This is a genomic window from Dermacoccus sp. 147Ba (assembly GCF_004151355.1).
GTDB classification, from domain to species: Bacteria; Actinomycetota; Actinomycetes; order Actinomycetales; family Dermatophilaceae; genus Dermacoccus; species Dermacoccus abyssi.
Window position 1 is genome coordinate 148,236 of sequence record NZ_SEHL01000002.1, and the last position, 24,603, is coordinate 172,838.

At 68.3% G+C, this 24,603-nt stretch carries 16 protein-coding genes, 1 pseudogene and 1 riboswitch; of the genes and pseudogenes, 12 read left to right on the plus strand and 5 right to left on the minus strand.

Going from position 1 to position 24,603, the window contains the following annotated elements; genetic code table 11:
- The first annotated feature begins 9 nt into the window (after positions 1-9).
- Positions 10-128, plus strand: a riboswitch (cobalamin riboswitch).
- Between the two features lie 56 nt (positions 129-184).
- Together cobN and bluB are read left to right on the plus strand one after the other, a co-directional pair.
- Positions 185-3,838, plus strand: a complete 3,654-nt coding sequence (gene cobN, locus EVU97_RS02985; RefSeq protein WP_129663425.1) for a cobaltochelatase subunit CobN — start codon at positions 185-187, stop codon at positions 3,836-3,838.
- A gap of 89 nt (positions 3,839-3,927) precedes the next feature.
- Complete coding sequence (gene bluB, locus EVU97_RS02990; protein WP_129663427.1) at positions 3,928-5,586, plus strand: 5,6-dimethylbenzimidazole synthase; 1,659 nt, start codon at positions 3,928-3,930, stop codon at positions 5,584-5,586.
- Positions 5,587-5,592: 6 nt separating this feature from the next.
- Here bluB and EVU97_RS02995 read toward each other — a convergent pair whose 3' ends face one another.
- Positions 5,593-6,150 carry a DUF664 domain-containing protein gene (locus tag EVU97_RS02995; protein WP_129663429.1) on the minus strand — a complete coding sequence of 186 codons (558 nt, stop codon included), beginning with the start codon at positions 6,148-6,150 and terminating at the stop codon, positions 5,593-5,595.
- A gap of 93 nt (positions 6,151-6,243) precedes the next feature.
- On the opposite strand from EVU97_RS02995, the pseudogene EVU97_RS15185 reads away from it, so the two are divergent.
- Positions 6,244-6,417 (plus strand): annotated as a pseudogene (locus EVU97_RS15185) (HTH domain-containing protein); the annotation flags it as partial.
- A gap of 42 nt (positions 6,418-6,459) precedes the next feature.
- Positions 6,460-7,290: a YafY family protein gene (locus EVU97_RS03000; RefSeq protein ID WP_240730124.1), complete on the plus strand. Its 831-nt coding sequence runs from the start codon at positions 6,460-6,462 to the stop codon at positions 7,288-7,290.
- Here EVU97_RS03000 and cobF read toward each other — a convergent pair.
- Positions 7,245-8,036 carry a precorrin-6A synthase (deacetylating) gene (cobF, locus tag EVU97_RS03005; RefSeq protein ID WP_129663432.1) on the minus strand — a complete coding sequence of 264 codons (792 nt, stop codon included), beginning with the start codon at positions 8,034-8,036 and terminating at the stop codon, positions 7,245-7,247. The genes EVU97_RS03000 and cobF overlap by 46 nt on opposite strands.
- Positions 8,033-9,475: a cobyric acid synthase gene (locus EVU97_RS03010; protein WP_129663434.1), complete on the minus strand. Its 1,443-nt coding sequence runs from the start codon at positions 9,473-9,475 to the stop codon at positions 8,033-8,035. Before EVU97_RS03010 ends, cobF begins: the two co-directional genes overlap by 4 nt.
- 101 nt (positions 9,476-9,576) lie before the next feature.
- Here EVU97_RS03010 and EVU97_RS03015 point away from each other — a divergent pair, with 101 nt between their 5' ends.
- The 5 genes from EVU97_RS03015 (at position 9,577) to EVU97_RS03035 (ending at position 16,461) form a co-directional block, all read left to right on the plus strand.
- Entirely contained in the window at positions 9,577-10,752 is a 1,176-nt protein-coding gene (locus EVU97_RS03015; RefSeq protein ID WP_129663436.1) for an aminotransferase class I/II-fold pyridoxal phosphate-dependent enzyme, read from the plus strand.
- 126 nt (positions 10,753-10,878) lie between these two features.
- Positions 10,879-13,245, plus strand: a complete 2,367-nt coding sequence (gene coaE / locus EVU97_RS03020; protein ID WP_129663438.1) for a dephospho-CoA kinase — start codon at positions 10,879-10,881, stop codon at positions 13,243-13,245.
- Between the two features lie 16 nt (positions 13,246-13,261).
- Positions 13,262-13,897: a dephospho-CoA kinase gene (gene coaE / locus EVU97_RS03025; RefSeq protein ID WP_129663440.1), complete on the plus strand. Its 636-nt coding sequence runs from the start codon at positions 13,262-13,264 to the stop codon at positions 13,895-13,897.
- Positions 13,898-13,992: 95 nt separating this feature from the next.
- Positions 13,993-16,095 carry an excinuclease ABC subunit UvrB gene (uvrB, locus tag EVU97_RS03030; RefSeq protein ID WP_129663442.1) on the plus strand — a complete coding sequence of 701 codons (2,103 nt, stop codon included), beginning with the start codon at positions 13,993-13,995 and terminating at the stop codon, positions 16,093-16,095.
- 42 nt (positions 16,096-16,137) lie between these two features.
- Positions 16,138-16,461, plus strand: a complete 324-nt coding sequence (locus EVU97_RS03035; RefSeq protein ID WP_165357858.1) for a DUF3817 domain-containing protein — start codon at positions 16,138-16,140, stop codon at positions 16,459-16,461.
- A gap of 87 nt (positions 16,462-16,548) precedes the next feature.
- On the opposite strand, the gene EVU97_RS03040 is transcribed toward EVU97_RS03035, so the two are convergent.
- Together EVU97_RS03040 and EVU97_RS03045 are read right to left on the minus strand one after the other, a co-directional pair.
- Positions 16,549-17,220 (minus strand): MBL fold metallo-hydrolase, encoded by a 672-nt coding sequence (locus EVU97_RS03040; RefSeq protein ID WP_129663444.1) that lies wholly within the window; start codon positions 17,218-17,220, stop codon positions 16,549-16,551.
- Positions 17,217-19,061 carry a glycoside hydrolase family 15 protein gene (locus tag EVU97_RS03045; RefSeq protein ID WP_129663446.1) on the minus strand — a complete coding sequence of 615 codons (1,845 nt, stop codon included), beginning with the start codon at positions 19,059-19,061 and terminating at the stop codon, positions 17,217-17,219. Before EVU97_RS03045 ends, EVU97_RS03040 begins: the two co-directional genes overlap by 4 nt.
- Before the next feature lie 134 nt (positions 19,062-19,195).
- On the opposite strand from EVU97_RS03045, the gene uvrA reads away from it, so the two are divergent.
- Genes uvrA through uvrC form a run of 3 tightly spaced genes read left to right on the plus strand, consistent with a single transcriptional unit; the run spans position 19,196 to position 24,599 of the window.
- Entirely contained in the window at positions 19,196-22,189 is a 2,994-nt protein-coding gene (gene uvrA, locus EVU97_RS03050; protein WP_370448520.1) for an excinuclease ABC subunit UvrA, read from the plus strand.
- The gene (locus EVU97_RS03055; protein ID WP_047312769.1) at positions 22,186-22,596 is read left to right on the plus strand and encodes a Rieske (2Fe-2S) protein; all 411 of its coding nucleotides are present in this window, start codon (positions 22,186-22,188) and stop codon (positions 22,594-22,596) included. The genes uvrA and EVU97_RS03055 overlap by 4 nt, the downstream gene beginning before the upstream one ends.
- Positions 22,596-24,599, plus strand: a complete 2,004-nt coding sequence (uvrC, locus tag EVU97_RS03060; protein WP_129663448.1) for an excinuclease ABC subunit UvrC — start codon at positions 22,596-22,598, stop codon at positions 24,597-24,599. The genes EVU97_RS03055 and uvrC overlap by 1 nt, the downstream gene beginning before the upstream one ends.
- Positions 24,600-24,603 lie beyond the last annotated feature (4 nt).

A 24,603-nucleotide genomic window follows, 5' to 3' on the forward strand; every position in this document is an offset into this window, starting at 1 on the left:
GCATAGGCGTAAGCCAGGTAGGGTCGGGGCTGGTCGTGAGCTGCGGAACCCGGTGTGAATCCGGGACGGTCCCGCCACTGTGAGCCCTCGTGCAAGTCAGGAACGCCGCCGCGACCGGCTCGCCGGGAACCCGGGAGAGTCCACGACGTCGACGTGAGCGCGGATACTCACGAAGGAGCGCCTGATGGCTCGTATTGCCCTGATCTCAACCTCCGACACGGACCTGCGCAGCGCGCGCTCCAGCGGTGCGGACTACGCCATCGCCAACCCGGCCCGGCCGCGCCCGATCGGCGAGGTCACCGACGGAGCTGACATCGTCGTCGTGCGCCTTCTCGGCGGACCACAGGACCTCTTCGACGGCTTCGACGCCCTCGCTGCGTCAGGTGTCCCGGTCGTCGTCCTCGGCGGCGAGCAGGAGCCGAATGCGGCGCTCATCGAGTGCTCGACCACCCCGCCCGGCGTTGCCCGCCAGGCCCACGACTACCTCGCTCAGGGTGGCGCGACGAACCTCGCGTCACTGCACGCCTTTCTCAGCGACACCCTTCTGCTCACCGGTGAGGGCTTCGACCCGCCGGTCACGACCCCGTCGTGGGGTGTCCTCGAGCGCCCGGAAGCTCCCACGCCTGAGGGGCCCCGGGTCGGAGTGCTCTTCTACCGAGCCCAGTACGTCGCGGACAACGTCGCCTACGTCCACGCCCTGGCCGACGCTCTCGATGCCGCGGGTGGTGTCGGCGAACCGGTTTTCGTGTCGTCGCTGCGCGACCCCGAAGCCGAGTTGCTCGAGCACCTGCGTCGCTACGACGCCCTCGTCACCACGGTGCTCGCCGCGGGCGGCACGCGTCCGGCAAGTGCCGGCGCCGGTGAGGACGACGAGAGTTGGGACGTTCAGGCGTTGGCCGCGCTCGACGTGCCGATCGTCCAGGGGCTGTGCCTCACCTGGGGGCGTGAGGACTGGCTCGACTCCGACGACGGCATGACGCCGCTCGACGTGGCGACCCAGGTCGCCGTGCCCGAGTTCGACGGGCGCATCATCTCGGTGCCGTTCTCGTTCAAGGAGTTCGACGAGGACGGTCTCGCCACCTACGTGGCCGACCCCGAACGTTGTGCACGTGTCGCCGGCATCGTGCTCGGCCACGCCCGCCTGCGTCGGCTCGCGCCGTCCGAGCGCCGCATCGCCGTCGTGCTGTCGGCGTACCCGACGAAGCACTCCCGCATCGGTAACGCCGTGGGCCTCGACACGCCTGTCTCGACCATTCGGTTGCTGCGCGCCATGCGTGACGCGGGCTACGACCTCGGCGAGCCCGGTGCCATTCCCGGGCTCGACGGTGTCGGCGGGGAGCACGGCGTCGCACCCGTCGACGACGAGCACCCGGACACCACAGCAGGCAACGCGCTCATCCACGCCCTCATCGCCGCTGGCGGGCAGGATCCGGACTGGCTGACGGATGCTCAGCTCGGCGACGCCCACGTCCGTATCCCTGCCGCGACCTACCGCCGTTGGTTCGACGCGCTACCGAGCGACCTCACCGACGCGATGCGCGAGCACTGGGGTGAAGCGCCCGGTGAACTCTTCGTCGACCGCCAGGAGAACCCCGACGGTGACATCGTCGCGGCGGCCATGCGCAGCGGCAACCTCGTCATCCTCGTCCAGCCGCCGCGCGGGTTCGGCGAGAACCCAATCGCCATCTACCACGACCCCGACCTTCCGCCCACCCACCACTACCTCGCCACGTACCGCTGGCTCGAGGAGGAGTTCGGCGCGCACGCCGTCGTCCACATGGGCAAGCACGGCAACCTCGAATGGATGCCGGGCAAGAGCCTCGGGATGTCGGCCTCCTGCGGCACGGACGCGGCCCTCGGCAGCCTGCCGCTCATCTACCCGTTCCTCGTCAACGATCCGGGTGAGGGCACCGAGGCCAAGCGCCGAGCGCACGCGACGATCGTCGATCACCTCGTGCCGCCGATGGCCCGCGCCGAGGGGTACGGCGACATCGCGCGCCTCGAGCAGCTGCTCGACGAGTACGGGAACGTCTCGGTCATGGACCCGGCGAAGGCGCCCGCGCTTCGCGGTGAGATCTGGACCCTCATTCGGGCAGCGGAGCTGCACCACGACCTCGGTCTCGACGAGCAGCCGGACGAGGACGACTTCGACGAGTTCGTCATGCACGTCGACGGGTGGCTGTGTGAGATCAAGGACGTCCAGATCCGTGACGGTCTGCACGTTCTCGGGCGCGCGCCGGAGGGCGACGAACTCGTCAACCTCGTCGTGGCGATGCTCCAGTCCCGCCAGCTGTTCGGCGGCGGTGGTGACGGTGTTCCCGGCTTGCGGACCTCCCTCGGACTCGAGGTGACGAGCACCGATCGCACCGCGACGGACGCCGCGCAGGAGCGGGCACACGCCCTCGTCAGTGCCTTGGCGCAGGCGGGATGGTCAGCCGACGCGGTGTCCTCCATCGTCGCGGAGCAACTCGACGGTCTGGCCGACGTCGACCGCTCGGGCGTCGAGGCCTCGCTGACGTTCGCTGCAACCCAGGTCGTGCCCCGCCTCGCCCAGACGCCTGACGAGCTGACGGCCGTCCTCCATGCCCTCGACGGTGGGTACACGCCGGCCGGCCCCAGCGGCTCGCCGCTGCGCGGCCTCGTCAACGTGTTGCCGACGGGCCGCAACTTCTACTCGGTCGACCCCAAGGCCATTCCGAGCCGTCTCGCGTACGAGACGGGCACGGCCATGGCCGACTCGCTGCTCGCGAAGTACCGCGACGAGCACGGCGAGTGGCCCGAGTCCGTGGGCTTGTCCGCGTGGGGCACCTCGGCGATGCGGACGAGCGGCGACGACATCGGCGAGATCCTCGCCCTGCTGGGCGTCACGCCGACCTGGGACGAGCAGTCCCGCCGCGTCGTCGGCCTCGAGCCGATCCCGCTCGACGACCTCGGCCGGCCCCGCATCGACGTCACGGTGCGCATCTCGGGCTTCTTCCGTGACGCGTTCCCGCACGTCATCGCGATGCTGGACGACGCCGTCCGCCTCGTCGTCGACCTCGACGAACCCGACGACATGAACTTCGTGCGCGCCCACGCCCGCGCCGACGTCGTGGCCCACGGCGACGAGCGCCGTGCTCGCACGCGCGTGTTCGGTTCGAAGCCGGGCTCCTACGGGGCCGGTCTGCTGCAGGTCATGGACTCGGGCAACTGGCGCAGCGACGCCGACCTCGCCGAGGTGTACACGACCTGGGGCGGCTACGCGTACGGCCGCGACCTCGACGGCGCTCCGGCCCGCGACGACATGGAGCGCAACTACCGCCGCATCAAGGTGGCGGCGAAGAACGTCGACAACCGCGAGTCGGACATCCTCGATTCGGACGACTACTTCCAGTACCACGGCGGCATGGTGGCCACGGTCAAGGCACTCACGGGCGAGGAGCCGGAGGCGTACGTCGGCGACTCGACGACGCCCGACGCCATCAGGACCCGCACGCTCACGGAGGAGACCTCGCGCATCTTCCGTGCGCGCGTCGTCAACCCGCGCTGGATCGCCGCGATGCGACGTCACGGATACAAGGGTGCCTTCGAACTGGCCGCCACCGTCGACTACCTCTTCGGCTTCGACGCGACGAGCCACGTCGTGCCCGACTGGATGTACGAGCAGATCGCCCAGTCTTACGTGCTCGACGAGCAGACGCAGGAGTTCATGCGCCACGCGAACCCGTGGGCGTTGCACGGCATCGTCGAGAAGCTCGGGGAGGCCGCCGACCGTGGCCTGTGGGAGAACCCGAACCCGGAGACGATGGCCGCGATGCAGCAGGTCTACCTCGACGTCGAAGGGGAGCTGGAGCAGTGACGCCGTCGGGCGCGCCCCAACGACCGCGACCGACGGTCGGGGACGCCTCCTCCGCACGGGAACGCCGGGAGGATCCGCGCGGCTGGGCCATGGGTGAGCAGGTCACCGAGGCGCTCGGGCGGGTCATCGCCGGGCGACGTGACATCCGGCGGTACCGGCCGGATGCGATCGAGCCCGAGTTGCTCGAGCGGGTGCTCGAGGCGGGTCACAGCGCGCCGTCGGTTGGCCACAGCCAGCCGTGGCGGTTCGTCGTCGTTCGTTCACCCGAGACGCGCGAGCGCGCGGCGCACCTCGCGGACACGGCGCGGCTGCGTCAGGCACGCGACCTGCTGCCGGAGCGCGCGGCACGCCTCCTCGACCTCAAGCTCGAGGGCCTGCGCGAAGCGCCCATCGGCATCGTCGTGGCCTGCGATCGGCGGACGCCGGCGAACGGAGTTCTCGGTCGGGCCACGTTCACCGAGACCGACGTCTGGTCGTGCGCGTGCGCCATTCAGAACATGTGGCTCACGGCGCGCTCGCTCGGTCTGGGGATGGGGTGGGTGACGCTCTTCGAGCCGTCCGACCTGGCCGGCCTCATCGGGGCGCCCGAGGGAGTCGAGACGCTGGGGTGGATGTGCCTGGGCTGGCCGGACGAGCGCCCGCCGGGGCCCGGCCTGCAGCGCGCGTCCTGGTCGACGAAGCTGCCGCTCGAGGACGTCGTGCTCGAGGAGCGGTGGCCCGAGGGCGACGGGGCGCCGGCGCAACCGCTGTCGCACCTGCGCGCGCCCGACGGCGACGCACTCGTCGAGGCAGGGGACGGTGCGGACACGCTCCTCGCACCGCCGGAGTCACTGGGCATCCTCGACCGGGCCCTCAACCGTGTCGTGGCGACGTCCGGTCCGCAGACCGCCGGAGGGCGCCTGATCCTGGCGGGTGCCGACCACCCCGTCGTCGAGCTCGGCGTCAGCGCCTACGAGCCGCACGTGACGGCCGACGTTCTCGGCCATGCCCTGGCCGACCCGAGCTCGCTCGGAGCAGCACACGCTCGTGCGGCAGGTCTTGCCGTGGACGTCGTGGACGCCGGCGTGAGTGAGCTCGTCACCGGGGCGATCGATGCCCGACCCGGTGGAAACCGAGGCAACCTTCGGGACGCCGACGCCCTCACCGACGACGATCTGGAGCGCTGCGTCACCGTCGGTGAGAACGTCGGGCGGCGGGCCGCCGCCGACGGACTGGTCGTCCTCGGCGAGGTGGGTGTCGGCAACACGACCGTGGCGGCCGCACTGACGTGCGCGCTGCTCGGCGTCGACGCCGACGACGTCGTCGGGCTCGGTTCGGGAGCCGATGCTGCGATGTCGAAGCGCAAGCTCGAGGTCGTCAGCGCCGCCTTGGAGCGTTCGAAAACCTTCGGCTCGGACGCCGACGCCGCCCGGCGAGCCCTGCGTTGTCTCGGAGGACCCGAGATCGCCGTTCTCACGGGAGTCTGCCTCGCAGCGGCGGACGCCGGCACGACGATCGTGCTCGACGGACTCGCGACCTCCGTGGCCGCGCTCGTCGCGTGCCGACTCGAGCCGGCGGTGCAGGGTTACCTCGTCGCTGGCCAGCGTAGCAGGGAGAAGGGGCACGCACTCGTCCTCACGGAACTCGGACTTGAGCCCTTGCTCGATCTGCGTCTGCGTGCCGGTGAAGGTGTCGGCGGAGTGCTCGCCGCCGGGATGCTCCTGCGCGGGCTCGAAGCGCGCCGCACGAGCGTCAGGACGACCGACTGAGGCGTGTCACGACCGCCAGGGCGTGATGTAGTCGTTCGCCGGCCAGCCCTCCACAGCTGCCAGCAGCTCACCGGCCGTTGCACCGTCCAACTCCTCACGGATGATGTCCGCGTGGCCCGCGTGCCGAGCGAACTCCTCGACGTGGTGGACGTAGAGGTAGCGCAGCTTCGCCGGGCGCGCCTCGTCCATCCCGAACCACGGCATGGGCCCCACGGGCAGTTCTGCTTCCACATCACCCTCTCGACACATCTGCGTGTACTCGGTGCGAACGTCGTCGAAGACACCGAGAAGCACGTCGAGCGTCTCTTCGGGGGTGGGCGTGAAGCTCGCGGCGAACGCCTCGAACGGCTGGTCGTGTTCGTGGTGTCCGGCGCCGGACAAGGACTGCTTCATGCAGTAGACGATGTGCTTGACGATGCCGCTGATGCTGAGCGCACTGCGCAGCGGCGTCCGCCGGGCCTGCTCGTCGTCGAGGCCGTACGCGCTCGCACGGATCGCGTCGAGTTGGACGTCGAGGTAGTTGCACAACGTGGTGCGTTCGTCGTCGATCTGGGGTAGGTACATGGCGGTTCCCTTTCGTCATTGGCTTGTGCCGTACACCCATCAGAGCGCAACTTCCGGACAGGTTCGGTCCGCTGTGTCGGGCAGGATGAGCACATGGCGGAAACGACACACCGCGTCCTGCGCCTGCTCGGCCTCCTGGAATCGCGCACGTCCTGGCAGGGGCCGGAACTCGCGGAACGCCTCGGGGTGACCGAGCGCACGGTACGACGCGACGTGGTGCGTCTTCGTGAGCTCGGGTACCCGGTCGAGGGCGAACGTGGACTTGACGGCGGATACCGCCTCGGGGCTGGTCGCGGTTTACCGCCGCTCGTGCTCGACGACGACGAGGCCGTGGCGATGGTCGCGTGTCTACGAATGGCGGCGCTTTCGGGCACCGATGAGATCGGTGAGGCGGCCCTTCGCGCGCTGACGAAACTGGATCAAGTCCTCCCTCCGAGGCTGCGCGCTGTCGCCTCGGCTCTGGACGATGCCACGCGCGCACTGCCACGAACGCGGCCCGCGGTAGATCTGCGCGTGCTGCAACAGTTGGCCACGGCACAGCGCGACCGGACGCTGGTGCGGTTCAGCTACCGCAAGGCCGACGGCGAGACGTCCTCGCGTGAAGTGGAACCTGGGCGACTCATCACCCAGGGAGAGCGCTGGTATCTCCAGGCGTATGACCGAGGGCGTCAGGATTGGCGCGTGTTCCGACTCGATCGGATGGACGAGCTTCGCGTGACGTCCTGGTCGTTCGAGCCGAGGAAGGTGCCGCCGCATGATCATCACCGTGATCTGGAGGAGAGATTCGAGTGCGTCCTGCGCTTCGAGATGGCCGTCGACGTTTCGCGGGTGGCTCGCAGGATCCCCGCGGCCTTCCGCGAAGGACTCGAGGCCACGGCCACAGGCTGCCGCTTTCGGGTGGGCGCGCTCAGTTGGAATGTTCTCGCGTGGGAGATGCTGGGCGTCGCCCGGGATCTCGAGAGTCCGGTTCGGGTTCCCGCGCAACCACACGCCGGGGCCTTCCGCTCGGCCTGTGACCGCATCAGCCGCCAGATGCAGACGCTGGTGGTGGCGGGGGATTCGTCGGCGCCGCCGGTTGCCGTGGACGTGAGGCGTCAGGCTTCGGCAGCCGAGGCCGACGACACGGCACCGAGGGCGTAGACGTCCATGATCCATCCGTGCTCGGCGCGCAGCCGCGCGCGCAGGTCGACGAGGTCGTCGATGACCTCGTCGAGCGGCCCGGAGCGCAACTCCTGTTGAGGTAGCCCGAGGTAGGCACCCCAGTGGAGGACGAGGTCGGGTGCCCGCTCCCGCAGGGCCGCACAGTGCAGCGAGCCGTCGAGCATGACGACGAACGCAGCGTCCGGGCTCCAGTCGGCTTCGAGTCGACGTCCGGTCGTGATGTGGATCGGCTTGCCGATCTCGTGCAGGACGATGCCGTGCTCGGCCGCGAGGGCCTGGAACGCCGATATGCCGGGTAGGACGTGGACGTCGAAGTCGCGGGTAGCGCGCATCCGCTCGACGACGCGGATCGTCGAGTCGTAGAACGCCGGGTCACCCCAGACGAGGAAGCCAACGCTCACCTCGGGATCGAGGGCGTCGATCGTTTCGCCCCACAGCTGCGCGCGCGCCTCGTGCCAGTCGTCGACGCCTCGGCGGTACTGGCCGCCGTCGCGCTGCGCGTCCGGCCCGCGCTCGGGGTCGGGCAGCGTGACGAAGCGGTAGCTGCCCGGCTCGAGGTGGCGCCGGCACAGCTCTTCACGGACGGCCACGAGTTGGGCCCTGTCCTCGCCCTTGCCCGCGACGAGGAAGACGTCGACCTCGCGCATCGCGGCGATCGCGCCGAGCGTGAGGTGATGGGGCGCGCCGGCACCGATGCCGATGACGTTGACTCTTCTGCCGGTCACGGTGCCTCCTGGGCGAGTTCGAGAAGGTGATCGAGGTCGAGCGACGCCTCACACGCGTCAGCGAGGGCGTCGATCATCGCGCTGCGTCGCGCGCGGAAGCCTGGCGCCGTGAGGTCGGGCGTCCACGCGGAGCCGACCGCCGCTGCGACCTCGGCGAGCCAGGCGCGTCGGAAGCCGTCGTTCTCGAAGGTGCCGTGCCAGATCGTGCCCCACACCGAGCCCGAGGCCGAGCCGCCGGGGAACGTCGGTTCCGCGTCGACGACGCCGTGATGGATCTCGTACCCGTCGACGTCGTGGCCCTTCCACCGTTCATTCGGGCGGGCGAGCACCTTCTCGTCGTGGAACGTCACGCGGCCGGCGAGCACGCTCAACCCCGTGACGATGCCTGCGGACGATTCGACGGCGTCCTCGATCGTCTCGACGAGCATTTCGTACCCACCGCAGATGCCGAGCACCGGCCGACCCGCTGCTGCACGCTCGGTGACGACGGCGTCGAGGCCCTGGCCACGCAGCCATGCCAGGTCGTCGACGGTGGCACGGCTGCCGGGCAGGACGAGGAGGTCGGCTTCTCGGCAGCGATCGAGGTCGGTCGTGATGTGGACGTCGATGCCCGGTTCGGCGGCCAGCGCGTCGACGTCCGTCGCGTTCGACGTGCGCGGAAACCGCACGACAGCAACCGAAAGGCGCTCGGACATCGCGTCGTCGTCGGGTCGCCAGCGGCCGATCGACAGGGCGTCCTCCGAGTCGAGCCAGACGTCCGTGAGCCAGGGGAGCACCCCCGCGCACGAGAGGCCGGTTCGTCGACGGATCTCGTCGAGGCCAGGCGTGAGCACTGACGCGTCACCGCGGAACTTGTTGATGACGAACGTGCGAAGGAGCGCACGGTCCTCGTCGTCGAGCAACGCCCAGGTGCCGTAAAGCGCTGCGAGCACGCCGCCCCGGTCGATGTCGCCCACGAGGGCCACAGGTAGGCCGAAGCGCCTGGCCAGACCCATGTTGACGTAGTCACCCGCCCGAAGATTGATCTCCGCCGGGGAGCCTGCACCCTCGGTGACGACGAGGTCGACGCTCGCCCGGAGTTCCTCGTACGCGGCGAAGGCTGCTTCGGCCAGGTGGGTGCGGCCCGTCGCGTACTCACCGGCCTCGAGCCGCCCGGCGGGCTTGCCGCGCACGACGACGAACGCCTGCCGGTCGCTGCCCGGCTTGAGGAGCACAGGGTTGTGCACCCCGCTCGCCTCGACACCGGCCGCCTCGCACTGCAGGTACTGAGCGCGCCCGATCTCCGCGCCGTCGGCGCACACCATCGAGTTGTTCGACATGTTCTGCGCCTTGAACGGCGCGACGCGGACCCCCTGGCGCGCCCACGCGCGGCACAGGCCCGTGACGACGAGCGACTTGCCTGCGTCCGAGGACGTACCGGTCACGAGAAGGCCACTCACGAGCGTCCACCCTAACGGTCACGACGGCGTCTTCGGGGGCATGATGGTGCCGCCCGCGCCTGATCGGTGCGGCTCGTTGCGCGATAAGGGGCTCTCGAACGATGGCACGTTTCATTTCCTCCCGATACCAGGGCGATTCGTTGACGCAGATGTCGGTCATCGCCGACCGCGCCCGCGAGTTCGACGACGTCATCAACTTCAGCCTCGGTGACCCCGACCTCACCACCAACGAGGGCGTCATCGACGCTGCCGCAGCCGACGCGAAGGCCGGGCACACGCACTACACCTCCAGCCTCGGCGACCCCGAACTGCGTGAGGCGATCGTCGAGATGTACCGCACCGATCACGCCCTCGAGCGCCCCGTCGACGACGTCATGGTGACGACGTCCGGTTGCCACGCGATGTGGCTCGTCATGGAGACGCTGCTCGACGACGGCGACGAGGTGCTCGTCATCGAGCCGTACTTCACGCCGTACCCGCACCAGGTCCGTCTCGCCCGCGGCGTGCCCGTCTTCGTGCCCACGCGCAAGGAGAACGGCTTCCAGGTGACCCGTGAGGATCTCGAGGCCGCCGTCACGCCGCGCACGCGGGCCCTCATCGTCAACACGCCCTGCAACCCGACGGGCGTCTCGTGGTCGCGCGCCGCGCTCGAGACCGTGGCCGAGGTGGCGAAGGAACACGACCTCGTCGTCATCGCCGATGACATCTACACGTCGTTCACGTACACCGAGCCCTTCGTGCCCTTTACCTCGCTGCCGGGCATGGGGGAGCGCACCATCACCGTGGGCTCCTTCAGCAAGGACTTCATGATGACGGGGTGGCGCGTCGGCTGGATCATGGCCCCGGCCGAGTTCGTCTCCACCGCGCGCGACGTCAACGAGAACAACGTCTTCACCGCGCCGTCGGTGAGCCAGCGTGCGGCTCTGCACGCCCTGGAGCGCCGTCACGAGTTGCAGCCCCCGGTCAAGGAGCTCTACCGCCGCCGTCTCGAGCGGGCGTACGAGCGCGTCCGGGCCCTTGCGAACATGGATGCCCTCGCGCCGGAGGGGGCGATCTATCTGTGGGCGGACATCCGCGCGACGGGCCTCACGTCCGTCGAGTGCGCCGCGCGCATCGTCGAGGAGGCGCACATCCTCACCATTCCGGGAACGGCTTTCGGTGAGTCCGGTGAGGGCTTCCTACGGCTCGCTGTGACGGTTGGGGAGCAGCGCATCGACGAGGCCTTCGACCGGCTCGCCCGGATGAGCATATTCACCGATTCCGCTGCCGGAGAGTGACGTACCGCCAGCGCTGAGACGGGGGATTGACTACCATGGCGGATCGTGCCGTCCGGGCACAGGTTCGCCGAGGCTCCGGGGTCGTTGGGAGTTCGGCGAATTTCGACCAACCCCTCTGAGACTCTCGTGAACTCGATCTCCACACGTGCCCACGACCGCCTCGGTCTGCGTACGTCGCCCATCATCTTTTTCGGCTCGGCCTTCCTCATCGTCCTGTTCAGCGCAGGGATGGGGCTGTTTCCAGGGCCGGTTCAGACGTTCTTCGGTTCCATCGCGCACTGGTTGCGCTACGACATCGGCTGGTTCTACACGGCCGGCGCCACGCTCCTCGTCGTCTTCTCCGTCGGGCTCGCCATGAGCCGCTACGGCCGCATCAAGATCGGTGCGGACGACGCCGAACCCGAGTACTCGGGGCTCGCGTGGTTCGGCATGATGTTCGCCGCCGGCGTCGGCGCCGTCCTCATGTTCTGGGGCATCGCCGAGCCGATGAACCACTACGCGAACCCGCCGATGGGCGACAAGGCGTTCACCGACGCCGCCGCCTGGCAGGCCATCAACATCGCCAACTTCCACTTCGGCATCCACATGTGGGCCGTGCTCATCGTGCCCGGCCTGTCGTTCGGCTACTTCACCTACAAGCGCAACCTGCCGCCACGTGTCTCCTCGGCGTTCCACCCGGTCCTGGGTGACCGCATCCACGGCCCGATCGGACGCACGATCGACATCATCTCGATCGTCGCCACCGTCTTCGGTCTTGCCGTGTCGACGGGTCTCGGTGCGCTGCAGATCAACTCCGGTATGAAGTACGTCTTCGGCGTGCCGATCTCCGGCATGGTGCAGGCTGCGATCCTCGCGGTGATCACCGCTGCAGCGCTGACGTCCGTGCTCGCGGGTATGGACAAGGGCGTCAAGCGCCTGTCGTACGCGAACATCATCCTCGCGATCGCGCTCATGCTCTTCATCCTCATGAACGCGGCGTCGACGTCCGACCTCATGCGCAGCATCATCGAGGCGTCCGGTCGCTACCTCAGTGCCCTGCCGGTGCTCAGCACCTTCAACGACAGCTTCGGTCACGGCCAGTGGTCGGGTGACTGGACCGTCTTCTACTGGGCCTGGACGGTGACCTGGGCGCCCTTCGTCGGCATGTTCGTCGCGAAGATCTCCCGCGGCCGGAGCATCCGTGCCTTCGTGGCCGCGTCCCTCGGCCTGCCGACCGCGTTTGTCGTCGTCTGGATGTCGATCTACGGCTTCTCGGCCATCACCTCCGATCGCGCGAGCGCGGACAAGCCGGGTACCGGTGGCGAGCTGACGAAGACGATCGTCGATGACGGCCGCGTGCAGGACGCCCTGTTCCAGTTCCTCAAGGACATGCCGCTCTACGGCGTCACGGCGACCCTGGCACTCATCGTCATCGTCGTCTTCTTCGTCACCTCGATCGACTCGGGTGCCCTCGTGCTCGACGCCATGGCGAACGGCCACGAGGACATGGGGACGCGCCGTCAGCGCGTGTTCTGGTCGTTGTCGGTCGGAGCCGTCTGTGCGGCGATCATCCTCACCGCCGGCGACAACGGCCTCAACGCGCTGCAGGAGGTCATCATCGTCATCGGCTTCCCGGTCATGATCCTGACGATCCTTCAGGCGTTCCTCCTGCTGCAGGCGCTGCGCGAGGACGCGGGCGCGGCGAAGCCGATCCGCACACGACAGTGGAAGAAGGTTCTCCCGCAGGAGGAGTACGAGCGCCGCGCGGCCGAGAACAGCGAGGACATGGACGAGTACGTCGTCCTGCCCGAGTTCGAGATCGGCACCGAGCCCGAGTACGAGACGCACACCCCGACGACGTCGCACACGCAGGCTCTCGCGGCCAGTCGCGCGGCCGTGTCGATCGGTCTCACGGGCGCCGTGGCCTCCGGAAAGTCCGTCGTCGCCGACGAGTTCGAGCGTCGTGGCGCAGTGGTCGTCGAGTTCGACGAGCTCATGCGCGAGGTGCTCACACCGGGTCACGAGACGCTCGAGGACCTGCGCGCGGTCTTCTCCGAGGAGATCGTCCACCCCGACGGCACGATCGACTGGGAAACGCTCGACGGCCTGACGACGGAGAGCCACTCCGCCCGTCGGCGCCTGTACGACGTGGTCGGGCCTGCCGTCCGCGAGGTGGCCGACGCTCGGGCCAAGGCGGTCGGCGAGGATTCCGTTCTCGTACTCGACCTCGCGCTGCTCACCGAGTCGACGCCGCGCGACTTCGACCAGGTCGTCGTCGTGTCGGCTCCGGTCGAGCTGCGCGTGGGGCGCCTCATGGAGGAGCGCGGTCTCACCCGCGAGCAGGCATGGGCGGAGATCGACGCCGACACCCAGCAGAGCGAGCGCGAGGACGCTGCGGACTTCGTCATGGAGAATGCAGGAACACGCGACGAACTGCGTGAGCTCGTCGACGCCCACTGGGACGAGCACGTGCAGCCGGTGCTCGACGAGACGAGCGCTCACGCGGGTAGCTGACGATCGAGGAGAGACGATGAGTGGCACCGAGCAGTACGCGTTCGAGCGAGGCCTGCGGGTCGGACTGACCGGCGGTATCGGCTCCGGAAAGTCCACCGTGGCGCGCACGTTCGCGCAGCTCGGTGCCCTCGTCGTCGATTCGGACGCGATCCAGCGCCTCGTCGTGGCGCCCGGCTCCGACGGCCTCCGCGCGATCGTCGAGGAGTTCGGGGAAGCGATGCTGACCGCCGGCGGTGAGTTGAACCGCCCTGCGATGGCGGAGCTCGTCTTCGCCGACGAGACGGCCCGGCGGCGACTCGAAGGCATCACGCACCCCCTCATTGCGCAGGAGACGGCGCGACAGATGGGCAAGGCCGCGTCGGGGCAGGTCGTGGTCCACGACATTCCGTTGCTCGTCGAGTTGGGGTACGCGGACAAGTACGACCTCGTCGTCATCGTCGATGCGCCGGAAGAGGTGCGCCTCGAGCGCCTCGTCGCCGACCGGGGCATGACGAAGGAAGCGGCGCTCTCACGCATCCGCTCACAGGCCACAACGGAGCAGCGCCGCGCCGTGGCCGACGTGTGGATCGACAACACGGGCACCCCCGAGGAGCTGCGCGAGCAGGCATCGGAGGTCTGGACGACGCACGTCGAGCCGTCGGTTCATCACTGACCCACGGATGGCGCCCCCAGCCGTGCGGGTGGCCTCGAGTGGCATCAGGACCCCGTGATTCCGGGGTTGTCGGTGCCCGGACGTAGGGTTTGACCATGCGTCCAGTGACTGACATCCAGCGCCGCGTTGCGCCGTTCAAGGTCGAGTCGGAGTATCAGCCCGCCGGCGACCAGCCGAAGGCCATCGCCGAGCTCTCCCAGCGCGTCAACGCGGGGGAGAAGGACATCGTCCTCCTGGGCGCCACCGGTACCGGTAAGTCCGCGACGACGGCCTGGCTCATCGAGCAGGTGCAACGCCCGACCCTCGTGCTCGCGCCGAACAAGACACTGGCCGCGCAGCTTGCCAACGAGTTCCGCGAGCTGCTGCCGCACAACGCCGTCGAGTACTTCGTCAGTTACTACGACTACTACCAGCCAGAGGCGTACGTACCGCAGACGGACACGTACATCGAGAAGGACTCCTCGATCAACGAGGAGGTCGAGCGACTGCGTCACTCGGCCACGAACTCGCTGCTCACCCGCCGTGACGTCGTCGTCGTCGCGTCGGTGTCGTGCATCTACGGTCTCGGTACCCCGCAGGAGTACGTCGACCGAATGGCCCGGCTGAAGGTCGGCCAGGAGATCAACCGTGACGAGTTGCTGCGCCGCTTCGTCACCATGCAGTACACGCGCAACGACATGGCCTTCACGCGCGGCACGTTCCGGGTGCGCGGCGACACGGTGGAGATCATCCCCGTGTACGAGGAACTGGCCATTCGCATCGAGTTCTTCGGCGACGAGATCGACCGGCTCTACACCCTCCACCCGTTGACGGGCGAGATCGTCAACGACGAGGAGGAGATGTACGTTTTCCCGGCCACGCACTACGTGGCCGGCCCCGAGCGCATGGAACGCGCCATCAAGGGCATCGAGGTCGAACTCGGTGACCAACTCCAGCGGTTCGAGACCGAGGGCAAGATGCTCGAGGCGCAGCGCCTGCGGATGCGCACGACGTACGACATCGAGATGATGCGTCAGGTCGGCTCGTGTGCGGGCATCGAGAACTACAGCCGCCACATGGACGGCCGTGAGTCGGGCTCGGCCCCGAACACACTGCTCGACTACTTCCCCGAGGACTTCCTGCTCGTCATCGACGAGTCGCACCAGACGGTGCCGCAGATCGGCGCGATGTACGAGGGCGACATGTCGCGCAAGCGCACCCTCGTCGACCACGGTTTCCGCCTGCCGAGCGCGATGGACAACCGTCCCCTCAAGTGGGAGGAGTTCCTCGAGCGCATCGGCCAGATCGTCTACCTGTCGGCCACGCCGGGCGACTACGAGATGGCCAAGAGCGACGGTTACGTCGAGCAGGTCATTCGCCCCACCGGCCTCGTCGACCCGGAGATCGTCCTCAAGCCGACGAAGGGCCAGATCGACGACCTGCTCGGCGAGATCCGCACGCGTACCGAGAAGAACGAACGCGTCCTCGTCACCACCCTGACGAAGAAGATGGCCGAGGACCTCACCGACTATCTCCTCGACAAGGGCGTTCGAGTTCGGTACCTGCACTCCGAGGTCGACACCCTGCGCCGCGTCGAACTCCTGCGCGAACTGCGCATGGGTGAGTACGACGTGCTCGTCGGCATCAACCTGCTCCGCGAGGGCCTCGACCTGCCCGAGGTCTCGCTCGTGTCGATCCTCGACGCCGACAAGGAGGGCTTCCTGCGTTCGGCGAGAAGCCTCATCCAGACCGTCGGCCGTGCCGCCCGAAACGTCTCGGGTCAGGTGCACATGTACGCCGACAAGATCACCCCGTCGATGCAGGAGGCGATCGACGAGACCACGCGTCGTCGCGAGAAGCAGGTCGCATACAACACCGAGCACGGGGTCGACCCGCAGCCGCTGCGCAAGAAGATCGCCGACATCACCGACATGCTGCAGCGTGAGGACGCCGACACGGACGCCCTGCTCGGTTCCGGCCGTTCGATGAGCCGCGGCAAGGGCCGCGGTGGCACAGGAGCCGCCACGGCCGACGCCGACGTCGCCACGGGCGGTCGCAAGGGCTCGAGCAGCGCCGACCTGGCGGGGCTCATCCAGGAACTCACGGCACAGATGCACGAGGCCGCAGCGGAGCTTCAGTTCGAACTCGCAGCTCGCCTGCGCGACGAGTTGCGTGACCTCAAGAAGGAGCTGCGCCAGATGACGGAGGGCCAGAAGTAGGCGCCCACGCTGCGCTCAGGGGGCATCGGTATTATTGAACGCATGACGATCACGCGTTTGTTCAAGGGTTTCGCGCTGGCCGAAGCCATCTCCTGGGGTCTGCTGCTCATCGGCATGTTCTTCAAGTGGATCCTGAAGACCACCGAGATGGGTGTGCAGATCGCCGGCCCCATCCACGGCGTCATGTTCATCGGCTACGTGCTGTGTGCGCTCAAGCTGTGGCAGGAGAAGAGCTGGCCGGGCAAGACGATCGGGCTCGCCCTCGTCAGCGCCGTCATCCCGTTCATGACGATCTGGTTCGAGAAGCGCGCCGAGCGTGCCGGCGAACTGGACACCCCGGCCGCCGGCCCGCGCGTCACGGCCTGACGCCCCCGCCGCCGACGAGACAGCGCCCGGTCCAGGCAGCCTTGAGCTGCCGGACCGGGCGCTTCGTCGTTCTCGCCGGTCGTCCGTTCACCAGCCTCGTTCGCGCCATTCGTCGAGGTGCGGACGTTCGGTGGCGAGGCTCGTGTCGTCACCGTGGCCGGGGTGGACGACGGCGTCGTCGAAACGGCCGAAGATCCGATCCCTGACAGAGGCGAACAGTTCGTCGAAGGACTGCTCGTCGCTGTGGTTCGTGGCACCCACGCCGCCGGGAAACAGGGTGTCTCCGGTCCAGACGTGCGGCGTCGAACCGTCCTCGGACGACCAGCTGAGGACGACGCTGCCCGGCGTGTGTCCGGGCACGTGGTGCGCCGTGAGCGTCTGTTCGCCGAGCGTGACGGTGTCCCCATCGGCGAGCGTGCGGCTCGGCTCGACGGGCAGTTCCGGTCCGTCGAGTTCGCCGGCCATCGTCTCGCGGGCCAGAAGTGCGATCTCCGGCAGGGCCCGGTGGTGATCCCAGTGCTTGTGTGTCGTCACGACGCCGACGAGGGCTTCGTCCTCGACCTGCGCCTCGGCGAGCAGCTCACGGATAGCCGCGGCGTCGTCGGCGGCGTCCACGAGCAACGCCTCACCGGTGGCGGCGTCCTTGAGCAGGTAGACGTTGTTGTGCATGTCCGAGACCGACAGCTTCCACATCGTGAGGCCGGGAAGGTCGAGGCGCGACGGCGCCTGGCCGGGCTGGACGTCTGAAACGTAGCTCATGCGATCTCCTCGTCGGGGTAGTCGTTCGAGGCGATACGCGCCTCGTGGAGGTCGTAGGCCGCACCAATGAGCGTGAGGTGGCTGAACGCCTGCGGGAAGTTGCCCACCTGGCGCATCTCCTCGGGGTCGTACTCCTCGGCGAGCAGGCCGACGTCGTTCGGCAGGTCGCACAGGCGGTCGAACAGCTCGCAGGCCTTGTCGAGCTCGCCGATCTTCGCGTAGGCCGAGACGAGCCAGAACGAGCACGCGAGGAACGGGTGCTCGTCGCCCGCGAGGCCGTCGACGCCGGACTGGGTGCGGTAGCGCAGGAGGAACCCGCCGCGCATGAGGTCGTTCTCGATGGCGCGCAGGGTGCCGATGACGCGGGGGTCGTCACCGGGCAGGAACCCGATGAGGGGGATGAGCAGCAGGGAGGCGTCTACCTCGTCGGTGTTGTAGTGCTGCGTGAAGGTGTTCTTGTCCGTGTTGAAGCCCTTCGCCAGCACCTCCTCACGCACGAGGTCGCGGATCTCGCGCCAGCGCTCGACGTCACCGGGCAGGTCGTGCTCCTCGACGGCCTGGATCGCGCGGTCGAAGGCCGCCCACACCATGACGCGCGAGTGCGTGAAGTGCTGCAGGGGCCCGCGGATCTCCCACAGGCCGTTGTCCGGCTCGTCCCAGTGATCCGCGAGCCGGTTGACGAGCGCAGCCTGGATCGCCCAACTCTGCTGGCTCTCCTGCCCGCCGAGGTCGCGAGCGGACTCGAAGGCGATCATGACCTCGCCGAGGACATCCGTCTGCTTCTGGTCGAAGGCGCCGTTGCCCACGCGGACCGGTCGGCTGTTCGCGTACCCGGGCAGGTGGTCGAGTTCGCGTTCGGCGAGTTCACGCCCGCCGTCGATCGTGTACATGATCTGCATGTCCTCGGGGTCACCGGCGAGGGCGCGCACGAGCCACTCACGCCACTTCAGCGTGGCCTCGATGTAGCCGGCACGGAGCAGGGACTCGAGGCCCAGCGAGGCGTCGCGCAGCCAGCAGTAGCGGTAGTCCCAGTTCCGTTCGCCGCCGATGTGCTCGGGAAGCGACGTCGTGGGAGCTGCGACGATGCCGCCGCGCCGGCTGTCGGTGAGCAGGTCGAGCACGAGCAGGCTGCGCTTGACGACCTCGGCGTGCGGGCCGTTGTACGTGCAGTGGCTCATCCAGTTCTCCCAGCGATCGAGGGAGGCTGCGATGCGACGGTCGGTGTCGAGGGGAACGGGGATCGGCTTGTAGCTGGGCACCCAGGTGACGCTGAAGTCGTAGCGTTCACCGGCCTTGACCTCGAAGTGGTCACGGTGACGGCCCTCATCACCGACGGGCAGTCGGTCGCCGCGGAAGATGAGCATGTCGGGTCCGGCGATCGCGACGAGCACCTCCTCGTCCTCGCTGTGGCCGGGGTGGTGGCTGACCCACGGCTTCACCTTGCCGTAGCCGAAGCGGACGATGAGCTCCTGCTCCATCGCCACGGTGCCCTCGAGACCCTCGACGCGGCGTAGCACGTCGGCGCGGCCGTCGCTCACGGGCATGAGGTCGGTGACGCGCACCTTGCCGGTCGGCGTCTCGTGGATGGTCTCGAGGACGAAGCTGTTGCCCCGGTAGCTGCGCGTGGTCGTTGCCTCGTCGGAAGGACCCAGCAGCCAACGGCCGTGGTCGGGGGTACCGAGAAGGGCGGTGAAGCAACTCGAGGAGTCGAACCGGGGGAGGCACAACCAGTCGACGGAGCCCCGGAGGCTGATGAGGGCCGCTGTCTCGGTGTCGCCGATGATCGCGTAGTCCTCGATCGGGGTGTGGTTTGCCTCGGAAAGGGTGGTGTCGGCAGGCATGAGGGCCAGCCTAGTCCGCGGTTGTCGGTGGTCGCACCTAGCATGGAGCCGTGCCGAATTCTCAGAACTCCCAGGCCGCCGAGCGACGTTCGAGCGCTTCCGCCGTCGCGCGTCGCGGCCACGATCACCTGCTCGTGCGTGGTGCACGTGAGCACAACCTCAAGAACGTCTCGATCGAGATCCCGCGTGACGCGCTCGTCGTCTTCACGGGCCTGTCCGGTTCGGGCAAGTCGTCGCTCGCGTTCGACACGATTTTCGCCGAGGGCCAGCGTCGCTACGTCGAGTCGCTGTCGGCGTACGCGCGTCAGTTCCTCGGGCAGATGGACAAGCCCGACGTCGACTTCATCGAAGGTCTGAGCCCGGCCGTCTCGATCGACCAGAAGAGCACGAACCGCAACCCGCGCTCCACCGTGGGCACCATCACGGAGGTCTACGACTACTTCCGTCTGCTCTTCGCGCGCGCCGGTCGTCCGCACTGCCCCGTCTGTGGCGAGCCAGTCGGCAGCCAGACCCCTCAGCAGATCGTCGACAGCATCCAGGAGTTGCCCGAGCGCACCCGCTACCAGGTGCTCGCCCCCGTGGTCCGGGCACGCAAGGGTGAGTACGTCGACCTGTTCGCCGAACTGCAGACGAAGGGCTTCTCGCGCGCCCGCGTCGACGGCGAGATCGTGTCGCTCAGCGAACCGCCGGTGCTCGAGAAGCAGAAGAAGCACACCATCGACGTCGTGGTCGACCGCCTCGTCGCGAAGGGCCCCGACGACACGAGCGGACGCCAGCGCCTCACCGACTCCGTCGAGACAGCTCTCGGCCTTGCCGACGGACTCGTCGTCGTCGAAAAGGTCGTGCGTGAGGGCGAGGAGGTCGAGGGGCCGCTTGAGCGCCGCTACTCGGAGAAGCTCGCGTGCCCCAACGACCACCCGCTGTCGATGGACGCCATCGAGCCTCGCTCGTTCTCCTTCAACAGCCCGTTCGGTGCCTGCCCCGAATGCACCGGCCTCGGTACGGAACTCCAGGTCGACCCCGACCTCGTCGTGCCCGACGAGGAGAAGACGCTGCGAGACGGGGCCATCCTCCCGTGGGCGCAGGGCTCGGGTGCGGCCGACTACTTCATCCGCGTGATGAAGGCGCTCGGCGACGAGCAGGGCTTCGACCTCGACACACCCTGGCGTGCCCTGCCCACCCGCGCCCGCACCATGCTGCTCGAGGGCAAGAACCACAAGGTTCACGTGCGCTACCGCAACCGCTACGGGCGTGAGCGCTCGTACTCGACGGGCTTCGAGGGCGTCATCCCGTTCGTCAAGCGTCGCCACTCCGAGACGGAGTCCGAGTGGAGTCGTGAGCGCTACGAGGGCTACATGCGCGAGGTCCCGTGCCCGGTGTGCAAGGGTGCCCGACTCAAGCCGGAGTCGCTCGCCGTCACCATCGGTGGCAAGTCGATCGCCGAGGTCTGTGCCCTGCCCATCTCGGAGTCCGCGTACTTCCTCGACGGGGTCGACTTCGACTCGCGTGAGCGTCAGATCGCTGAGCGCGTCATCAAGGAGATCGGCGCTCGCCTGGGCTTTCTGCTCGACGTCGGCCTCGACTACCTCTCGCTCGACCGTCCGGCCGGCACCCTCTCGGGTGGCGAGGCTCAGCGCATCCGCCTGGCCACGCAGATCGGTTCCGGCCTCGTGGGTGTGCTCTACGTGCTCGACGAGCCCTCCATCGGTCTCCACCAGCGCGACAACCACCGCCTCATCGAGACGCTGACCCGTCTGCGCGACCTCGGCAACACCCTCATCGTCGTCGAGCACGACGAGGACACCATCGAGACGGCCGACTGGATCGTCGACATCGGTCCCGGTGCCGGCGAGCACGGGGGTGAGGTCGTCTACTCCGGACCTGTCGAGGGCCTCGTCAAGGAGGAGCGCTCGATCACGGGTGGCTACCTCTCCGGCCGCCTGTCGATTCCCGTTCCCCCGACGCGTCGCGGACAGGACGGGCGGCAGGTCGTCGTCGAGGGGGCTCGCGAGCACACGCTGAAGAACGTCGACGTTGCCTTCCCGCTGGGCAACCTCGTTGTCGTCACCGGGGTCTCCGGCTCCGGAAAGTCGACGCTCGTCAACGACATCCTCTACACCTCGCTCGCCAACGAGCTCAACGGCGCCCGGCAGGTCGCGGGGCGTCACAAGCGCGTCACCGGCATGCAGCAACTCGACAAGGTTGTCCACGTCGATCAGAGCCCCATCGGGCGTACCCCGCGAAGCAACCCGGCCACGTACACGGGTGTGTTCGACAACATCCGCAAGCTCTTCGCCGAGACGCAGGAGGCGAAGGTGCGCGGTTACCAGCCGGGCCGTTTCTCCTTCAACGTCAAGGGCGGTCGCTGCGAGGCCTGCTCGGGTGACGGCACGCTCAAGATCGAGATGAACTTCCTGCCCGACGTGTACGTGCCCTGCGAGGTATGCCACGGTGCGCGCTACAACCGTGAGACGCTCGAGGTGCACTTCAAGGGCAAGACGATCGCCGAGGTCCTCGACATGCCGATCGAGGAGGCCGCCGACTTCTTCGAAGCGGTTCCGGCCATCGCGCGTCACATGCGCACCCTCGTCGACGTGGGGCTCGGCTACGTCCGCCTCGGTCAGCCCGCGCCGACGCTCTCGGGTGGTGAGGCCCAGCGCGTCAAGCTCGCGAGCGAGTTGCAGAAGCGATCCGCCGGACGCACCATCTACGTGCTCGACGAGCCGACCACGGGCCTGCACTTCGAGGACATCCGTAAGCTGCTCGACGTCATCCAGGGTCTGGCCGACAAGGGCAACACGGTCGTCGTCATCGAACACAACCTCGACGTCATCAAGTGCGCCGACTGGGTCATCGACATGGGTCCCGAGGGCGGCTTCCGCGGTGGCACGGTCGTTGCCGAGGGAACTCCTGAGCAGATCGCGCAGGTTGCCGAGAGCCACACCGGTCGCTTCCTCGCGCCGGTGCTCGAGAAGGCGGGCGTGACGCCGCAGATCGTGCCGCAGAAGGCGGTAGAGCCGATTGCGCGCGGTCCGCGGGCCGCCAAGAATGCGGCGGAGAAGAAGACCACCACCAAGAGGACGGCGAAGAAGGCGGCACCCGCCGCCGGGAAGGCGAAGAAGTCATGACGTCACTGAGCAACGAGATCTCCCGCCGCAGCGCGCTCACTGCCACGACGGCCGTCGTGGGCACGGGCCTTCTCGCAGCCTGCGGCGGTGGTGACGACGCTCCGGCGGCCAAGAAGGTCGACATCAGCGTTGATGCATCGAACGTTCCGGTCGGTGGCGGCTTCATCGACCGCACCAACAGCGTCGTCGTCACCCAGCCGACCAAGGGCTCCTACAAGGCGTTCTCGTCGGTCTGCCCCCACCAGGGTTGCCAGGTCGGCCAGGTCACCGAAGAAGCCATCGTCTGCACCTGCCACGGCAGCCGTTTCGACCCCAAGACGGGTGACGTCACCGCCGGCCCGGCGGAGAAGGGGCTTCCCGCCAAGCAGGTCGCCGTGCAGGGCGCGAAGCTGCACGTCACCGGCTGATGGCCGATCCCCGCACCTACCGCCCGAAGACGGGCGACATCCCCACGGACGCCGGCGTCTACCGCTTCCGCGACCGTGACGGACGTGTCATCTACGTCGGCAAGGCGAAGTCCCTGCGTTCGCGCCTCACGAGCTACTTTCAGGACCTGCGTCTGCTTCACCCGCGGACGCGCACGATGGTGACCACGGCAGCATCCGTCGAGTGGACGGTCGTGCGCAACGAGGTCGAGGCACTTCAGCTCGAGTACGCGTGGATCAAGGAGTACGACCCGCGCTTCAACGTGAAGTACCGCGACGACAAGTCGTACCCGTACCTCGCGGTGACGATGTCCGACGAGGTGCCGCGGGCGCAGGTCATGCGCGGACGCAAGAAGCCGGGCACCCGCTACTTCGGACCGTTCACCCACGCGTGGGCCATCCGCGACACCCTCGACCAGCTCATGCGCGTGTTTCCCATGCGCACGTGCAGCGCGGGCGTCTACCGCCGCGCCGAGGTCTCCGGACGCCCATGCCTGCTCGGCTACATCGACAAGTGCAGTGCTCCGTGTGTCGGCAACGTGACGCACGAGGAGCACCGCGCCATCGCCGAGGACTTCTGCGCGTTCATGGCGGGGGATTCGGCGCGGTTCACGCGCGACATCGAGCGTCGCATGAAGGCGGCGTCGGCCGAACTCGACTTCGAGCAGGCCGCGCGCTTGCGTGACGATCTCGGTGCCCTCGAGAAGGTGCTGCAGAAGTCGGCCATCGTCTTCGACGACGCCACGGACGCCGACGTCTTCGGTCTCGTCGAGGACGAGCTCGAGGCCGCAGTCCAGGTCTTCCACGTCCGAGGTGGGCGCATTCGAGGACAGCGCGGCTGGGTCACCGACAAGGCCAGCGAGGCGGGCGTCGGAACCCCGGAACTCATCGAGCGGATCCTGCTCGAGGTGTACGGAGAACGCGAGGGCAAGGACGACGTTCCCCGCGAAGTGCTCGTGCCCGTCCTACCGGGCGAACCCGACGACGTGCGTGACTGGCTGCGCCAGCGTCGCGGCGGCGTGGTCGACCTGCGCGTCCCGCAGCGTGGTGACAAGCGAAAACTCGCCGCCACCGTGACGAAGAACGCCGAGCAGGCCCTCGCCCGACACAAGGTCAGCCGGGCCGGCGATCTCACTGCTCGCTCGCAGGCCCTCGAGGAGTTGCAGGAGAACCTCGGACTGCCCGAGGCGCCGCTACGCATCGAGTGTTTCGACATCTCGCACGTGCAGGGCACGAACGTCGTGGGCTCGATGGTCGTCTTCGAGGACGGCCTGCCGCGCAAGTCCGAGTACCGCCGCTTCATCGTGGCCGGCACCGAGGATGCGGACGGCACCCTGCGCAACGACGACGTGGCCGCCATGCACGAGGTGCTCACGCGCCGCTTCGCCCGTCTGGCCCGTGAGACCGCGAACGGCGACGAAACCACCCCGGTCAGTGGCGAGGTGGACGCCGACGACAGGGCCGGTTCCCTCCGTGACGAGGACGGGCGTCTCAAGAAGTTCGCCTACCGTCCGCAGCTTCTCGTCGTCGACGGTGGACGCCCGCAGGTGGACGCTGCGGCGCGTGCTCTGGCCGAGGTCGGGTTCGCCGACATCCCGGTCGTCGGGCTCGCCAAACGCCTCGAGGAGGTGTGGCTCGCGGACGACGACTTCCCCGTCATCCTGCCGCGCACGAGCGAGGCGCTCTACCTGCTGCAGCGGGTGCGTGACGAGGCCCACCGCTTCGCCATCACGTTCCACCGGGAACGGCGCTCGAAAGCCATGACGGTCTCCGCCCTCGACGGGATCGCGGGCCTCGGGCCGGCCAAGCAGAAGGCGTTGCTCCAGCACTTCGGAACGGTCAAGGCCATCCGTGCGGCCGACGCCGAAGCGCTCCAGGAGGTCAAGGGTGTCGGCCCGGCCCTGGCCGAGTCCGTCGTCCGGGCGCTCTCGTCGAACGAGGGATCGCCAGCGGTTAACGTGATGACCGGAGAAGTACTGGAATGAGAGA

Excerpts from the sequence above, each read along its gene's own strand:
- EVU97_RS03040 (WP_129663444.1), bottom strand. The coding sequence starts at position 17,220 with ATGAGCTACGTTTCAGACGTCCAGCCCGGCCAGGCGCCGTCGCGCCTC.
- uvrC (WP_129663448.1), top strand. The coding sequence starts at position 22,596 with ATGGCCGATCCCCGCACCTACCGCCCGAAGACGGGCGACATCCCCACG.
- coaE (WP_129663440.1), top strand. The coding sequence starts at position 13,262 with ATGAGTGGCACCGAGCAGTACGCGTTCGAGCGAGGCCTGCGGGTCGGA.
- EVU97_RS03035 (WP_165357858.1), top strand. The coding sequence starts at position 16,138 with ATGACGATCACGCGTTTGTTCAAGGGTTTCGCGCTGGCCGAAGCCATC.
- EVU97_RS03055 (WP_047312769.1), top strand. The coding sequence starts at position 22,186 with ATGACGTCACTGAGCAACGAGATCTCCCGCCGCAGCGCGCTCACTGCC.
- EVU97_RS02995 (WP_129663429.1), bottom strand. The coding sequence starts at position 6,150 with ATGTACCTACCCCAGATCGACGACGAACGCACCACGTTGTGCAACTAC.
- uvrB (WP_129663442.1), top strand. The coding sequence starts at position 13,993 with ATGCGTCCAGTGACTGACATCCAGCGCCGCGTTGCGCCGTTCAAGGTC.
- cobN (WP_129663425.1), top strand. The coding sequence starts at position 185 with ATGGCTCGTATTGCCCTGATCTCAACCTCCGACACGGACCTGCGCAGC.
- EVU97_RS03045 (WP_129663446.1), bottom strand. The coding sequence starts at position 19,061 with ATGCCTGCCGACACCACCCTTTCCGAGGCAAACCACACCCCGATCGAG.
- EVU97_RS03015 (WP_129663436.1), top strand. The coding sequence starts at position 9,577 with ATGGCACGTTTCATTTCCTCCCGATACCAGGGCGATTCGTTGACGCAG.
- bluB (WP_129663427.1), top strand. The coding sequence starts at position 3,928 with ATGGGTGAGCAGGTCACCGAGGCGCTCGGGCGGGTCATCGCCGGGCGA.